This window comes from Alistipes montrealensis, from assembly GCF_018362775.1.
Lineage (GTDB): Bacteria > Bacteroidota > Bacteroidia > Bacteroidales > Rikenellaceae > Alistipes > Alistipes montrealensis.
In genome coordinates, this window is the sequence record NZ_JAGYXY010000001.1 from 755,094 (window position 1) to 771,037 (window position 15,944).

The 15,944-nt window shown below is 58.1% G+C and carries 11 protein-coding genes; 10 read left to right on the forward strand and 1 reads right to left on the reverse strand.

What is annotated here, in order from left to right:
* The first annotated feature begins 78 nt into the window (after window positions 1-78).
* The gene (locus KG007_RS02955; RefSeq protein ID WP_195458522.1) at window positions 79-1,443 is read left to right on the forward strand and encodes an FAD-dependent oxidoreductase; all 1,365 of its coding nucleotides are present in this window, start codon (window positions 79-81) and stop codon (window positions 1,441-1,443) included.
* 90 nt (window positions 1,444-1,533) lie between these two features.
* Here KG007_RS02955 and KG007_RS02960 read toward each other — a convergent pair whose 3' ends face one another.
* Window positions 1,534-2,142, reverse strand: coding sequence for an NUDIX hydrolase (locus tag KG007_RS02960; RefSeq protein ID WP_213347295.1), 609 nt, complete (start codon window positions 2,140-2,142; stop codon window positions 1,534-1,536).
* 134 nt (window positions 2,143-2,276) lie between these two features.
* Between KG007_RS02960 and KG007_RS02965 the strand changes: the two genes are divergently transcribed.
* The 9 genes from KG007_RS02965 to KG007_RS13930 all read left to right on the forward strand — a co-directional run bounded on the left by KG007_RS02965 (window position 2,277) and on the right by KG007_RS13930 (window position 15,941).
* Window positions 2,277-4,415, forward strand: coding sequence for a S9 family peptidase (locus tag KG007_RS02965; protein WP_213347296.1), 2,139 nt, complete (start codon window positions 2,277-2,279; stop codon window positions 4,413-4,415).
* Between the two features lie 217 nt (window positions 4,416-4,632).
* The gene (locus tag KG007_RS02970; protein ID WP_195458525.1) at window positions 4,633-4,803 is read left to right on the forward strand and encodes a hypothetical protein; all 171 of its coding nucleotides are present in this window, start codon (window positions 4,633-4,635) and stop codon (window positions 4,801-4,803) included.
* An 11-nt stretch (window positions 4,804-4,814) separates the two neighbouring features.
* Window positions 4,815-7,184, forward strand: a complete 2,370-nt coding sequence (locus KG007_RS02975; RefSeq protein ID WP_213347297.1) for a PCMD domain-containing protein — start codon at window positions 4,815-4,817, stop codon at window positions 7,182-7,184.
* A 216-nt stretch (window positions 7,185-7,400) separates the two neighbouring features.
* A complete protein-coding gene (locus KG007_RS02980; RefSeq protein ID WP_213347298.1) occupies window positions 7,401-9,140 on the forward strand; it encodes a fimbrillin family protein in 1,740 nt (579 codons plus the stop codon).
* 5 nt (window positions 9,141-9,145) lie between these two features.
* Window positions 9,146-9,946, forward strand: coding sequence for a DUF4493 domain-containing protein (locus tag KG007_RS02985; RefSeq protein ID WP_213347299.1), 801 nt, complete (start codon window positions 9,146-9,148; stop codon window positions 9,944-9,946).
* 21 nt (window positions 9,947-9,967) lie between these two features.
* Window positions 9,968-11,731 carry a DUF4493 domain-containing protein gene (locus KG007_RS02990; RefSeq protein ID WP_213347300.1) on the forward strand — a complete coding sequence of 588 codons (1,764 nt, stop codon included), beginning with the start codon at window positions 9,968-9,970 and terminating at the stop codon, window positions 11,729-11,731.
* A 23-nt stretch (window positions 11,732-11,754) separates the two neighbouring features.
* Window positions 11,755-13,887 carry a DUF4493 domain-containing protein gene (locus KG007_RS02995; protein ID WP_213347301.1) on the forward strand — a complete coding sequence of 711 codons (2,133 nt, stop codon included), beginning with the start codon at window positions 11,755-11,757 and terminating at the stop codon, window positions 13,885-13,887.
* Window positions 13,888-13,904: 17 nt separating this feature from the next.
* Window positions 13,905-14,717: a hypothetical protein gene (locus KG007_RS03000; protein WP_213347302.1), complete on the forward strand. Its 813-nt coding sequence runs from the start codon at window positions 13,905-13,907 to the stop codon at window positions 14,715-14,717.
* 12 nt (window positions 14,718-14,729) lie between these two features.
* Complete coding sequence (locus KG007_RS13930; protein WP_249413226.1) at window positions 14,730-15,941, forward strand: hypothetical protein; 1,212 nt, start codon at window positions 14,730-14,732, stop codon at window positions 15,939-15,941.
* The last annotated feature ends 3 nt before the right edge of the window (window positions 15,942-15,944 follow it).

Genomic DNA, 15,944 nt, shown 5'->3' on the forward strand with positions numbered 1-15,944 from the left:
CCCGGCAGTCGCAAAACGGCGATCTTTATACCATAAAATATTGCCCCGGGCAACCGGAGCCATCAAATACGGGAAGCTATGAAAAAGTATGATGCCATCATCATCGGCTTCGGCAAAGGAGGCAAGACCCTCGCCGCCGAACTGGCCGGACACGACTGGAGCGTCGCCATGGTCGAACGCTCGGATAAAATGTACGGGGGAACCTGCATCAACGTCGGCTGCATACCGACCAAGGCGCTGATCCACAGCGCCGGGCTCGCAGCCGCAGGTCATCCGCTCACCTTCGAACAGCGCCGGGCCTACTACAAGGAGGCCGTCGCCGCAAAGACCGCGCTCGTCGGCCTGCTCCGCGACAAAAACTTCCACAAACTGGCCGACGATCCCCATATCGACGTTTACACGGGCGAAGGGCGGTTCCTCTCGCCGGAAACCGTAGAGGTGAAGAGCGCCGACGGAAGCGTGCAGATCGGCGCAAAACGAATCGTCATCAACACCGGAGCCGAAACGGTGCTTCCGCCCATTGCCGGAATCACCGGAAGCAAACGCGTCCACACCAGTACGTCGATCCTGGAACTCGACGAACTGCCCCACCGGCTGGTCATCGTCGGCGGCGGGTATATCGGGCTGGAATTCGCGTCGATGTACGCCTCCTTCGGCTCGGAGGTCACGGTGCTCGAAGGGTTCCCGGAGCTGATTCCGCGCGAGGACCGCGACATCGCGCAGGCCGTCCGCGAGGTGCTGGAGAAGAAGGGCGTCTCGTTCCGGATGAACGTCAAGGTGGAGTCCTTCCGCGACACGGCGGAAGGCGTCAGCGTCGCTGTTTCGCAGGACGGCGCAGCGTCCCTGATCGAAGCCGACGCCGTGCTGCTGGCCACGGGCCGCAAACCCGCCACCGCAGGGCTGAACCTCGAAGCGGCCGGAGTCAAAACCAACGACCGCGGAGCGATCGTCGTGGACGAACACCTGCACACCACGGCCCCGAATATCTACGCCATCGGCGACGTGACGGGCGGGCTGCAATTCACCTACGTTTCGCTCGACGACTACCGGATCATCCGGGACGAACTGTTCGGCGACGGAGCGCGCACCACGGCTAACCGCGGCCCGATCCCCTATTCGGTCTTCATCGAACCGCCGCTCTCGCACGTCGGCATGCACGAAGAGGAGGCCCGCAAGGCAGGCCGCAATATCCGGGTCCGGAAAATCGCCGTCGCCGCATTCCCCCGGGCCCGCATCCTGGGCTCGGCCGAAGGGGTCCTCAAAGCGGTGATCGACGCCGACAACGACCTGATCCTGGGCTGCACGCTTTTCGGGGCCGAATCGAGCGAAGTCATCAATACCGTAGCGCTGGCCATGAAACAAGGCGTCACGGCACACGAGTTGAGCAACTCCGTCTACACGCATCCGAGCATGAGCGAATCGCTCAACGACCTGTTCGCCTAAAAGGCCGAAACAGCAAACAAAGCGTTTCAAAAAACGACAGCCGGCGATGCGGTATTACCGCATCGCCGGCCTATTTAAAAAAAGGGGTATCTATTCCGCCGCCCGGAGCTTATCCAGCACTTTCCGCACCGTCGGGTAGCAGTCGGCCGCCCGTTTTGCAGCCTCCTCCGGCGTACACCAGGCCACGGCGTCGATCCCTTCCTCGGTCTGGGGCGTCAGTCCGGCGCACCTCGGCGTATGCAGTTCGTACCAATGGGTCCGCTTCAACTCCCAGCGCCCGGTTTTCGGGAAATAATAGGCGTGCAGCGTTTCGCACAGCGGACGCACGACTTCGGCCGCTACGCCCGTCTCCTCCTCGACTTCACGAGCAGCGCACTCCTCGATGCGTTCGCCGCACTCCAGATGGCCTTTCGGCAGGTCCCAGCGCCCGTTGCGGTGGATCATCAGCCATTCGCCGCAGTCGTTCACCACCACGCCGCCCGCAGCCTCCACCGCCGCAAACTCCCTGGCAAAGGCCGCAAAAGCCGCGTCGGGATCGTCCGTAACGACGGCTACGGAGTTGTTCGATTCGAGAAAATTCAGTATCTTGGCGCGTGATATGCCGCCGCCGGCCGCCGTCGCAACGACGTACCAGGCCCCGCCGGGGGCTTCGGCAGTGAACATCACGGCCTTATCGGCAAAAAAGACGGTACGGTTCATGTTCGAAAGATTTGATGGCAAAGATACAAAAAAAGGCAGATGGGCGCAAACCCAATTTGTGTGCGGTTTGCAAAATCTTCCCGACAAATAAAAGTGTCGTAACGACACCAAATATACATAAGAAACCTCAAAAAATGAAAAAAATTCTCCTGATGATGGCTATTGCAGCTGTGGGACTGGGCGGATGCAACAAACGCCCCGAACCCCTGAAGATCGACAATGCGCTGACGGCCGAAGAGATCGCCGCCGGGCGTCTCACCCCCGAGGTGATGTGGAAGATGAGCCGCGCGGGCGGCTCGTCGATCTCGCCCGACGGCACGACGCTTCTCTACCAGCAGACCGACTACAACATGGCCGAAAACCGCGGCGTGACCACAATCTGGGTCGAGGACCTGGCCTCGAAGGCCGTAACGCGCCTGACGGACAACACGTCGAACAACGTCTCCCCGAAATGGAGCGCCGACGGCAGCCGGATTTACTTCCTCTCGGACCGCTCCGGCTCGATGCAGGTCTGGGAGATGACCGCCGCAGGCGCGAATGCCAAACAGCTCTCCGACCTGGATAAGGATATCGAAGGCTTCGGCGTCAGCCCCAAAGGCGACAAAGCGTGGTACGTGCAGCGCATACAGGTCGCCGACCGCCGGTCGTCGGACGTTTACAAGGACATGGACAAGTCGAAAGCCCGTATCTACGACGACCTGATGGCCCGCCACTGGGACTATTGGGACGAGGGCGAATACATGCACATCTTCGTCGGGGATTTCGGTTCCGAAGGGATAAAGTCCGGCGTGGACATCATCGGCGCTGAAGCTGCATGGGACGCTCCGCTGGCCCCCTATTTCGACATGGCCGAGATCGCCTGGAGCAACGCCGGCGACAAGCTGGCCTACACCTGCAAGCCGCTGACAGGAACCGCCTACGCCGTATCGACCGACTCGGACATCTTCGTCTACGACCTGGCGACGGGCGAAACCAAAAACATCTGTAAACCCCTGACCGGCAATTCCGCTGCGGAAGGAGAGGCCTGCCTCGACCTGGCCGAAATGGTCGGCTACGATAAATACCCCGTCTGGTCGCCCGACGATCGCAAGATCGCCTTCCTCTCGCAGCGCCGTGCGGGCAACGAGTCGGACAAAGCCCGCCTGTTCGTCTACGACTGCACGACTGCCGATATGCAGGATCTGACCGCCGACTTCGACTACAACGCCATGAACGTCGTGTGGAGCGGCAACGACCGCCTCTATTTCATCGCCCCGATCGAGGCTACGCATCAGATCTGCCGCGTCGCACCGTCGGTCGGCGAAGTGGAGGTCCTCACCAAGGGCGACCACGACATCAACGCCTTCACGATGGCCGGGGAGACGATCGCCGCCGAGTTGTGCACGATCTCGATGGCTACGGAATTTTTCGACGTAAATCCCGCCGACGGCACACTGACGCAGATTTCAGCCATCAACAAACCCGTCTACGACCACATCAAAATGGGCGAGGTGCAGAAACGCTGGGTGACGACCACCGACGGCAAACAAATGCTGACGTGGGTGATTCTTCCTCCCGACTTCGACCCTGCGAAGAAATACCCCACCCTGCTCTACTGCCAGGGCGGTCCGCAGAGCGTCGTATCGCAATTCTGGAGCTACCGCTGGAACTTCCAGCTGATGGCCGCGCAAGGTTACATCGTCGTAGCGCCCAACCGCCGCGGCCTGCCCTCGTTCGGACAGGAGTGGCTCGACCAGATTTCGGGCGACTACTCAGGCCAGAACATCCAGGATTACCTCGCAGCCATCGACGACGTAGCCAAAGAGCCCTGGGCCGACGAAACCCGCATGGGCTGCGTGGGCGCTTCCTACGGCGGCTACTCGGTCTACTTCCTCGCCGGATGCCACGAGAAGCGCTTCAAGGCTTTCATCGCCCACTGCGGTATCTTCGATTTCGACTCGATGTACGGTGAAACCGAGGAATTGTTCTTCGTCAACAACGACTACGGAGGCCCCTACTGGGACACGAAAAACGCCACGGCACAACGTTCCTATGCCAACTCGCCGCATAAGTTCGTCTCGAAGTGGGATACGCCGATCCTGATCTTCACCGGCGAAAAGGACTTCCGCATCCCCTACACCCAGTCGCTCGAAGCCTTCACGGCCGCCCGCGTGCTGGGCATCCCGGCGCGGCTCGTAGCGTTTGAAAACGAGGCGCACCAGGTCTTCAAACCCCAGAATGCGCTGGTCTGGAACCGAGAATTCTTCGGCTGGCTCGACAAGTACGTAAAATAGCAGCCGATCCGACCTGAAAAAGGCCGTCTGAGAATTCAGACGGCCCTTTTTCGCTATTTGCATACACAAATACGCTCTTTATTACAGCATTTCAGCCCTGTCGTTGTTTTTTAAATCGGTCTGTTCGTTGAAAAGATCGGCCTGTTCGTTGAATTTATTTTCATCTGACCCATCACCTCCCTACATTTGCTTTCGACGCAATTAACAGATTTTGACTATGAAGAAAGTAACCACCAACCGAGAGGGAGGGGGCCTGCGGTATGTCGCACCCCTGATTGAACAAATCGACGTACGGGTAGAAAAAGGATTTGCCGGAAGCGGCGATCCCGAAAACGGAGGAGGGGGAGTAACGGAACTCTCGTCCTACGACGACTCCTACAACTATTAAACGGCGGAACCATGAAAAAAATCTTCCGCACGTTGCCGGTTATCGCTGTCATGACAGCGGTGGCCGCCTGTTCCGACGGTATCGAGGAACAGAATCCCGACAGCCCCGAAACGGGCGACAAAATCCGCATCGAATTTACCGCCGAGAACCCGGATACCAGCAGCAGTTCGGCCCCCGCAGCCGAAACACGCACCAGCATCCACATCGGCGACGGAACGTTCGTCTCCCGCTGGGACGACGGGAATGAGATGACCCTGCTCTATGGAAATACACCCGCCAAGGCCACTTACAGCAGTGCAACCAAAAAATTCTCAACCGAAATCACACCCGGGTCGCAAAACTTCCATGCCTTCTCGCCCCACATCGAAAGTTCCTACTCGGGCAGTGACTTCAAGATTCCCTTCGGGAACCTACGCACGCAGGACGGCAATAACTTCAACCACCGGTACGATCCGCTGGTCACCACGGCGACCCGGACCATCGACCCGGCGACCGAAGAACTGAATTTCACCCTCAAGCGACTGACCTCGATCCTGAAATTCGAAATCTCCGGAGGAAGCGACCAGGTAAAAGCGCTGCTGCTGACGGCCGATGAGAACCATCCCATCGCTTCGGCCCGGTTCAACAGCTCGACCGACGGCACAGGCAGTCTCGACACGAGCACCCAGGACGAAATTCCGGTAACGTCGAACGTGATTGCCATGACTTTCGACGAAGGTACGGCCCCGGCGCTGAACAACCTGCACGCCTATTTCAACCTGCCGGAAGGCCAATACGAAAGTCTGAAACTGGACATCATCACGGCAAATGACCAAATCGGGAGCATCGACCTCTCCGGCCTGCCCGAATTCGCGGCCGGCGAGCTCTATCGCCTGAAACGAACCACTGTCCCGACTTTCACGGAGATCGAAAAGCCCTCCTTCGACTGGCCCGGACAGGATATGGACATACCGCACGAAATCCTCGACGAAAACGGCGACATGGAACTCGATTACCCCGCGGTAATCACGATCAACGCCCCGGCGGGTATTGCGGAGTTGTACGTGGACGTAGTTTCCCCGGCCCTGAATGCCATGGAAATCGGACGCCTCGACCTGTTCAACGAAACCCAACTGCCCATCGGCATCAATTATTCCAACCTGGGGCTGCATTGCACGACCCAGATCCAGTACAAAAAATCCACGCTGTTCGACATTACCCGGCTCGTTCCCATGATTCCCATGCTGAAGGACGGACTGGGCGACCTGATCTACGGCGATCACGCCTTCAACGTCACGGTCGTCGACCTGGCAGGCAATACGGAGACCCAATCCCTGGTTTTCAGGTGCAACAAGGTGGAGTGTTCGGCAAGCGACCTGTGGGCCAATACGGCGACGCTGTCGATCCATGCCATCGATCCGGAGGCACAGTCGGTCTCGCTGAATTACAAGGTAAAAGGCACATCCGACTGGCATGAATTGACCGCTACGGCCGTCGACGCCGCCAACGGAAAATGGGAAGCCGCTATCACGGCGGACAACGTCTGGAGCCAGGGCACGAACGACAGCGGACACACGATATACATTCCGAATTCCAACGCCGGAGTCTTCGCACAAAAGACCTACGAATACGAACTTTTCGTCGACGGCGCTTTGGAAGAAACGGGAACGTTCAAACCGGAACAATCCGACGGAGACGTGATCGAGGGTTTCACATCGGGCAGTACCTGTTTCACGAAAGACAGTTCGAAAGCTACCTTCTGGGGCAGCGGTAACAATACCTTCGCCGCAACTCTCTGTACTTTTTCCTCTCCGTATGCCTACATGCAGGGACGGAAGAATTCGCTGATCGGAATTCTGGCCCCGGGCAACCTATTTACGGGCAGGTTCCAATTCGCATTGCTTCAACAGACCGGCACGGTCGAATTCGGGCAGAAATACACCTACACCTCCCGTCCGACAGGACTGAAACTGACCTACAAAGCGGCATTCGATGTTACGGGAAGCGGATTCTACAAAAAGTGGGAGGATTCCTACCATTCCTCGATTACCTCGGGGCAGGACCAGGCAAGCATTATCGTATGTATTATCAACTGGAGTGCCCGGCACAATGTAGCCTCCGGGAACAAAGCGGCCCCGACGGGCGTATGGAATCCCGAATCCCTGTATGGATTGAGCGAAGCGGAAAAAAGCGGTCTGATCGCCTACGGTGTGGCCTACCCCGACGCGAATGCCAACTCCGACACGCTGCTGAACATTCCGCTCAATTACTACGACAAGGACGCTGCCGCTCCGGACGGAAACTACACTATCATCATCTCTTGTGCAACCAGCCGCTATGGCGATTACCTGAACGGCACAGAGAATGATTTATATGTCAAGGATATCGAGTGGATATACTAACAGCCCGATAACCGCCCGGAGCAAAGCTCCGGACAATCCTGCAAACCTCCCTGTCTCCGGCAGGGAGGTTTGTCGTTTCCACACGCCGAAACAGGGTGTACGAGAAGATAAAAAGCAACCTGTTCATGATGAAAATCATGGCGTTCGTTGAATTTATTTCCGGGAAACGGAATGCGTGCCTATTTTTGCACACATTCAGATAAAAGACTCTACTCTATGCGAATAAATTTCCGGACAATTCTGCTCGCGCTGCCTCTGGCCTTCGCGTCATGCTCCGATTTTTCGGATGCAGACCCCCGGCCCGCGACCGGAACCATCAGCGTATCGGTAGGCTCCGGCCCGAAGATCGACATCGAATCCGAAGACAAAACCCGCACCGAACTCGGCGAAGACGGCGTATCGGTCAAATGGTCGTCGGACGACCAGATCGCCCTCTGGGCTGTCAACTCCCGGTCAGAGACTACACTCGACAAGCAGGTTTTCAAACTCTACCACTATAACGCCGCCTACAACACGGCCAGGTTCACAGGCAACATCGCACCGATGCCCGAGGACACTTATACGTATTATGCCGTATCGCCCGCTCCGGCCGAAAGTAACGGCACGGAGGCTACCTACCTGATCCCCGCCGTACAGAACGGTGCGTTCAACGGCGACTGGGATGTGATGGTCGCCGAACCTGTCACAGCCCCGGCCCTGGAAAAGGACGACACCGGCAATACGGTGCAATTCCAGTTCCGCCACAAGGTCCACGTGCTGAAAATCCGCATTCCGAAGAACGACCTCGGCGAAAAAGTCTCGGAAATCACCCTGGCCTTCCCGCAGCCCGTCACTGGACGCATGACCGTAGACGCGGCCAAACCCGATGCCGCACCGACCCTTACCAGCGGCAGCAGCACGCTGACGCTGCGTTTCGACGAGCCCAAGGATGCGGGCGACGTGGTCTTCGCCGTCATCGCGCCGACCGAACTCTCCGCCGATCAAGCAGTAACCGTCACCGCCATCTGCGAGGTCGGGGAATCCGAACCGCGCGACATCGCGGGCAAGAACTTCGCTGCGGGCCACACCACCCCGATCGCCTACAACATTCCCGCCATCGGCCTCCTTTATACGCGCCTCACGTTCTCGCTGCCTGCGGACAAAGGCACGGCGACGCTGGGCGAAGAAGTTAAAAAAATCACCCTCACGGCTCCCGAAGGTTCGCTGTTCGACAACGGTTCGAATGTCCGCGAATTTACGCCGGACGCCGACGGCAGTTACACGATGGTCCTCAAACCGTCGTGGACCGACAACCTTTCGGATAAAACCGTTACGGTGCAGTACGAATCTGAAAGCGCTGTCGTATCGGGAACATTACAGATCGGCACGATCAAACCCGAGGAGGCCAACGAGACACCCGCTTTCGCCGTACCCTATCTGCTGGCGGAGAATTTCAGCAAGGCAGCCTCGTTTACGGGCGGCAGTTCCACATCCGGTTCGGCGGCGGGCGACGACTTATCCAATCAAGGCCTTCCCGAATGGGTCGGAGGCCAGCGGCTGAAAATAGAGGCCGGGAAATCCGCAAACCTCAGAATGTACAATAACATCGGCGGTCCCTACCACTCACGCATCGACACACCTCCCTTTGCCTCCATCAAAGAGGGCAAGACGCCCCGGATCAAGGTAACTTTCAACTGCGACTGGAAGAAAAACAAAAGCAAGGAGATGAAAATAACCGTAGGCCTTTCGACCGAAACGAATCTCAACTCCCCGATAAACAACAGTACAAGCATCACACTGACAGACAACAGATCGGCGTCGGCCGACAACATTCCGACTTCACACGAAACGACGATCTCCTCGTTCGGCAGAACAAGCCGTATCGCCTGGAAAACAAACGGGTCGAATACTGCGCTCGGATTCGCTTACGAAGATGTCTACCTCGACAATATCAAAGTATCCATCGTCAACGAATAACCGCCATGAAAAAACTGCTTTATATCCTTGCATCGGCGGCCATCGCAGCCGGAGGATGCTCCCAAGAGAAAGACACGACGCCCCGGGGCGACGGCGGTACGATCCGCATCGCCTGCGAGGCCGACCTCACGATCGATTCGTCGACGGCCTCTGCCCAGGGGATGACCCGTGCGGCGGCAACACCCGCCGGAGAGGACTTTGCCCTGCGCATCACGGGGGCCGATTTCGACCGCTCGTGGGCAACAGTTGCGGCCTACAACGCCGAAGAGACGGCCTACACGTTCGTCGAAGGCAGCTACACGGTTTCGATCACCTACGGCGATCCCGAAGCCGAAGGTCTGGACAAGGCCTATTACGCAGGTTCGGTCGACGTTGTAGTCCAGCCCCGCCGCGTCTGCGACGCAAAGATCACGGCGAAGGTCTGCAATTCACAGGCTTTGGTGCGCGCCACCGAGGCTTTCAAAAAGTACTACAACAACGCCGAGTTCACCCTGACGACCGGATCGGGCGGCGAATTCACATTCCGCCCCTGCGACGGGGAAGAGGAGGAGTCCGTCTGGGTGAAGGCCGGGACGACGCTCACCGTGAAAGGTACGGCCCGGGGCCAGAGCCAGGACGGCACGTCGGACGGTCCGCTCTACACCTTCACGCCCGAACCGCTCGAAGCGACCCGCCCAGCCACGCGCCACATCTTCACCCTCGACGCCAAGAAAGCCGGCAGTGCGACGCTGACCATCACCCTGGGCGAAGGATACACCGAAACGCAGGAGCTCGACCTCGAACTGAACGAGGGGGCCATCGAATAACGCAAATAAAAATACCGAGATATGAAAACTTTTTCCAAGATTCTGACCGCATTCGCAGCGACGGCGCTGCTCGCGACAGGCTGTGTGAACGAAGATCCCGCCTACAAGAAAAACGACCCGGGAACGACACCCCCGGACCCGAACGCAAAAGGCTACCTGGCACTGGCCGACATGAGTATGCGCGTGGTGATCGACTCAGATACCGAGACCAAGCCCGGCGACACGTCGGACGAAACGGCGAAGCCTCAGACACGTGCGGACGAAGTGCAGCCCGATGTCGACGCCTATATCGTCGAGATCCTCGACGCATCCAAGAAGTCGGTGCTTAAGGAGAAATACGGCGACCTGATGGCCTCGATCAACGAGACGGGCCGCCTGGAACTGGCCGTGGGCAGCTACACGATGGAGGTCCGTTCGGAAGAGGCCGCCTCGATGCAGGCCGCCGCCTGGGAGCACCCCGTTTATTTCGGTTCGCAGGAATTTGCGATCGAAAAGAACAAAACCACCCCCATCGACGAGATCGTCTGCACGCTGAACAACATCAAGGTAACGCTGATGTGCTCGAAAGACCTCGCCGACAAACTCACCGACGCCACCAAGTCGACCGTCACGCTGGGCGAGACGGCGATGACCTTCGAAAAGTCCGAGACCCGCGCGGCCTATTTCCTGCCGCAGGCCGAGAGCAACACGCTCAAACTGCACCTCGAAGGCGCTTTCGCCGATGATCCCGACACCCCCGTGCGCATCAACAAAACGATCTCCGATGTCAAAGCCGGGCAATGGCGCAAACTTTCGATCGTGATCACCTACTCGGACAAGGGCGACATCAAGCTGGATATCACGGTCGACGGCTTCGTAGCGGACGACGAAATCCCGGTCGGCGACCCCGACAACGACGAAGAACCCGCCTTCCCCATCGCCCCGACCCTCGAATGCCCCGGATACGACCTCACGAAACCCTTCCGGCTCATGGCTTCGATGTTCGACGCCGAAGGCAACTATACCCAGCCGTTCGTGTTCGACCTCACCTCGTCCAACGGCATCGAATCGTTCGTGCTGACAATCTCCTCGGACAATGCCCAGTTGACCGGGATGGTAGCCTCCATCGGAGGCCCCGCATTCGACCTCTGCGCGATCGGCTCGTCGGATCCCGCCTACACGCTTCTATCGGGCCTCGGTTTCCCGCTGGGCGACGACCTGAAAGGCGCAAAGGCGAAGAGTTTCGACATCGCAGGCGCCATGAAACAACTCTACCCCGGTTTCGAGGGTACGCATACCTTTGCCTTCGCGATGACCGACGCCAAGGGCCTTACCTCCTCGGCATCGCTGACACTTATCGTCGATCCGGAGCATGAAAACAACGCCCCGACAGTCGTTTGGGAGGGATATGACATCGATAAGCGATACACGATAAGCGAGGATACCCCCATCGACATCAACATCGCAGCCGAAGCCGGCATCAAATCGCTCGTAGTCAAGATCGTCTCCGAGAAACTGACGCCCGAAGAGCTGCTCAGCGTTGGTATCCCCGCCGAATTCGACCTATGCGACGTTCCCGGCGCAGGCCATAATTCGCCCGAAGAGGTCGCCAACGCTCTCAAGCAGTTCGGATTCCCCGTCAACGAAGAGGTAAAGGACAAGACCGTGCTTCCCACGATCTCCATCACACCGTTCGTATCGCTGCTGTTCATGGTTGCCAACGAGTGTAACAACGACTTTGTACTTACGATTACGGACAATGCAGGGCAGACGACGGAAAAGACCCTGATGCTTTACGTTCCCTAGCCCTAAAATAAGGTTGACGAATCATGAAAAAACAACTGTCATATATGCTGTTGCTGTTGTGCACCGCGCTGACCGCCGCCTGCTCGAACGAGGGGGCCGGAAGCACCGACGCAGGCGACACGGGAGCACTCGAAATGCGGGTTTCGGCCACGCGCGCCGAAGCCGACGGGGAGTACGACCCGCTGCAACACCTTCTCGTACGCATCTACCGCGGCAGCGACGAACTGCTCCGCCAGTATACCGAAGCGACGCTTCCCACACGGCTGGAACTCACCGCAGGCGAATACCGGGTGGAAGTCGAGGCCGGAGAAACAGTCCCGGCGTCGTTCACCAAGCGCTTCTACAAAGGAGACAAGAACTTTACGGTGGCGGCCGGACAGACGACCGTCGCCGAAGTCGAATGCAAACGGCAGAACGTCGTCGCCGAAGTAAAATTCGACGCTACGGTTCCGACCGCTTTCGGTGAGAATTTCCACGCATGGGTAGTCGCCGCCGAGGCGTTCGACGCAGAAAAAGCCGAGGCAGGAAGTGTCCCGGCACTGAAATACCTGGCCGACGGCACGGGCTACTTCACCATGCCCGAAGGCGTAACGACGCTCACGACGTATTTCGAAGGAACCCACCCCGAACGCGGCGTAATCACCAAAACGAGCAAATTCGAGGGTGTGCAGGCCGGCGGCAAATACAGCGTCTCGTTCAAATTCTCGAAGGACCTGCCGGGCTTCATCGAATGTTTCGTCGTCAAGGTCGACACCTCGACCGACGATCACGACGACACGTTCCCGTTCAGCCCCGAACCGTCCATCGAAAGCGACGGATTCGACATGAGCCAACCCCAGGATTTCATCCCCGGAAAGACCGCCCCGAAACGTTATATGATAACGACGATGGCGGCAGTCCGCGATGTCGAAATCAGCATCGGCAACAATACCTACGACGCGCTCAACGGCACGACCGAAGGTATCGATGTCGTCAAGGAGAACGACCTCAGCCTGACGGTCACGCTTTCCGACGCCTTCTTCGCCGGACGCCCGGGCGGCAATCAGCCGGTAACCATCCGTGTCGCCGACGCCGCCAATTCCGAAGCCTCGGCCATCTCGGAATATCGCCTGCAAGGTATCCTGCCGACCGAAAAGGCGGATTACGACCTCTGGACGAACAGCATCACGCTGCGCGCACTGATCCTCGATCCGGACATCACGACGGCAACCTTCGGGCTGCGTGCCAAAGACGGACAATGGACCGACGCCGAGGGCGTAAGCGCCGGCAACGGCATCTATACAGCCGCGTTCAACGCCGGCTGGACCGAGTCGACCAACGACGCTGGACTGACAGTCTACACTCCGGTTGCCGGCACGGGCGTTTTCGCCAACAACAGCTATGAATCGCGGGCAGTTATCGGCGATACGCTTTATACCACGGACTTCACGACGGAAACAGGACAAATCATTCCCGGCGGAGATATGGAAAACAGTTCAATGAGTTGTTTCACTATCGATAACACGTCAACGGAGACCTGGGGCAGCGGAAACAACTCGATGAAAGCAGGACTTTGTCTTGCAAGCGAATATACAGGAATGGGCGGCAGGCAATGCGCCAAACTCACGGCCAGCGAGACCCTGGGCAACCTGGCCGCCGGAAACCTTTTCTTCGGCACGTTCGTCTTTTCAGGCTTCACGGGCCCCGGCACAGTCGGATTCGGACAGGAATACACCTATACGGCTCGGCCTAAGGCATTAAGTGTCAAATACCACGCCACAGTAGGCAAAGTCAACATCAACAAGCACAATGGTCCGCTTGCAATCGGGGAGGACGATTTCAGCCAGATATTTGTCTGCATCGTGGATTGGTCCGCCCGCCGCGAAGTAGTATCGGGTATGAGCACTCCGAGCGGCATGTGGAACCCCGCTGATCAGTCGAATCTCGAAGGTTCGGGCGCGATTATCGCTTACGGCATTCTGCCCATACACGAATCGACCGAGGGCGACACGCTGGTTCCTGCCGAAATTCCGCTTCTCTACTACGATAAGGAAGCGACAAGGCCACAAGGCAAATACACGTTAGTAATCTCGTGCTCGACAAGCGCTTACGGAGATTATATGGACGGGTGTTCTTCCAACGTCATGTATGTCGATGATTTCGAATGGATATACTAATCACTAAACGCAAGCAGATGCGCAAGCTATTCATCCGCACGCTCGCCCTCGCGCTGTGCCTCACGGGCACGGTGCAGGCGCTGCGCGCACAGGAAACAACGGTCGCCGGAACAACGGCGACCACCGACGAACGCCCGAAAACGATCAACGAAATGCGCCGTGAGCGCGGACTTACCGATACGCACAACCTGTTCGTACCGAAAGGTCAGTGGATTTTCGGCGGTACGGCCTCCTACTCGACCCATACCAACAAAGGTTATCAGTTCCTCATCATCGAAGGCATCAATTCGAAGGGCTACACTTTCCGCGTCAGCCCGATGATCGCCTACGCTTTCCGCGACAACATGGCCCTCGGAGGACGCTTCATCTATTCGCGCACGCTGCTCAAACTGGACGCCGCCGAACTGCACTTCGGCGACGAAGAATCGGGAACGAACATCGTGGCCAAGGATTACTACTCGCTCAGGCAGACCTATTCGGCTGCGGCGATCTGGCGGCAGTACATTCCGCTGGGGCGCAACAAGCGCTTCGCGCTGTTCAACGAGATGCAGCTTTCGGCCGGAGGCACGCAGGCACGTTTTGCCAACGACTCGCCCGTAAAAGGAACTTACGAAACCGGCTATACCCTTTCGCTGGGTATTTCGCCGGGCATCGTGGCTTTCGCTACCAACAACATGGCCGTCGAAGTGAACGTGGGTGTGATGGGTATCACCTACAACCACACCAAGCAGGTTCACAACCAGGTCACTGTGGGCAAGCGCAACTCGAGCATGATGAACTTCAAGGTCAATATCTTCTCGATAGGCCTCGGCATGGCCTTCTATCTCTAAAAACGGCATACTATGACACGAAGCATACTTTATTTCCTGCTGATCCTGACTTTCTCGTGCGGCAATGCGCTGCCTCCGCAAACGGAGGCTCCCAAAGCGCAGCCGGCAACCGAGGCCGCCGTTACGGAGACCCCTGCCCCCTCGGCGGCGAAATCCGAAGTCCGGGCCGAACCGGAGCAACCCGATGCGCCCAAAGCCGCGGCAATGCCTTCCCGCCGCCCCTCACGCAAACCCGCAGTTCCACAGCCGGCAGCCCCCGCTGTAATTGCAGCCGCCCCACAGGCTGAAACCGCCATCGAAGCCGAAACCACGGCTCCGGTTCCTGCCGCAGCAGAACCTGCCGGGCCCGCAGCCGAAACCGAGACCGCAGCGGCCCCCGCAACCGAAGTTTCAACGTCGGAAGCGACTCTTCCATCCAGCGGGGAATCCTCTCCGGGCAAGGAGCATCTGCTCGCCCTCAAAGCCGCGGACGCCGATTCGCCGATCCGCACCAAAAAGCAGTTCCTGCCCACCCGCCAACGCATCGACCGCGAGATCAACAAGCTCAAGTTCGCGTATAAAGGCGAGGTGATGATGGGCCTGACGGCCTCCTACGGTACGATGTCGAGCGACGACACGGACATCATGCTGATCATCGACGGCATCGACGCCAGCGGTACGATGGCCACCGTCAAACCCTTCATCGGCTATTTCTACCGCGACAACAACTGCCTCGGCGTCCGCTTCGGTTACAACCACATGGGCGGCAAACTCAACAACGCCAGCTACGATTTCGGCGAGAGCAACGACACCTCGGGCGATCTTCCGAAGATCGATTTCAACAGCGACAACTACTCGTTCGGCATCTTCCACCGCTCCTATGCGGGACTCGATCCCAAGGGTCGTTTCGGCCTGTTCGCCGAATTCGAACTCTCGCTGTCCACCGGTACGTCGAAGTTCTCCTACCAGCCGAACAGTTCGAGCGACGAGATGAAAACGACCCTCAGTGACAATACGCAAGTAAAACTCGCGTTTAATCCGGGAGCTGCCGTCTATATTTTCCCCAACGTCTGCGCCACGCTTTCGTTCGGACTGGGCGGCATCCAGTATACCTCGGTCACACAGAAGGACGAAGCCGGGAACAAGATCGGTTCGCGTAAAGCCTCGAACATGAAGTTCAAGCTCAACATCGCGGCCATCAACATCGGCATGACGATACACATGTGGGACAAGAAAAAGAAGTAATTT

Bases quoted from the DNA above. Each gene is read 5' to 3' on its own strand.
- KG007_RS02965 (WP_213347296.1), top strand. From the start codon at position 2,277: ATGAAAAAAATTCTCCTGATGATGGCTATTGCAGCTGTGGGACTGGGC.
- KG007_RS03000 (WP_213347302.1), top strand. From the start codon at position 13,905: ATGCGCAAGCTATTCATCCGCACGCTCGCCCTCGCGCTGTGCCTCACG.
- KG007_RS02955 (WP_195458522.1), top strand. From the start codon at position 79: ATGAAAAAGTATGATGCCATCATCATCGGCTTCGGCAAAGGAGGCAAG.
- KG007_RS02995 (WP_213347301.1), top strand. From the start codon at position 11,755: ATGAAAAAACAACTGTCATATATGCTGTTGCTGTTGTGCACCGCGCTG.
- KG007_RS13930 (WP_249413226.1), top strand. From the start codon at position 14,730: ATGACACGAAGCATACTTTATTTCCTGCTGATCCTGACTTTCTCGTGC.
- KG007_RS02960 (WP_213347295.1), bottom strand. From the start codon at position 2,142: ATGAACCGTACCGTCTTTTTTGCCGATAAGGCCGTGATGTTCACTGCC.
- KG007_RS02990 (WP_213347300.1), top strand. From the start codon at position 9,968: ATGAAAACTTTTTCCAAGATTCTGACCGCATTCGCAGCGACGGCGCTG.
- KG007_RS02980 (WP_213347298.1), top strand. From the start codon at position 7,401: ATGCGAATAAATTTCCGGACAATTCTGCTCGCGCTGCCTCTGGCCTTC.
- KG007_RS02970 (WP_195458525.1), top strand. From the start codon at position 4,633: ATGAAGAAAGTAACCACCAACCGAGAGGGAGGGGGCCTGCGGTATGTC.
- KG007_RS02975 (WP_213347297.1), top strand. From the start codon at position 4,815: ATGAAAAAAATCTTCCGCACGTTGCCGGTTATCGCTGTCATGACAGCG.
- KG007_RS02985 (WP_213347299.1), top strand. From the start codon at position 9,146: ATGAAAAAACTGCTTTATATCCTTGCATCGGCGGCCATCGCAGCCGGA.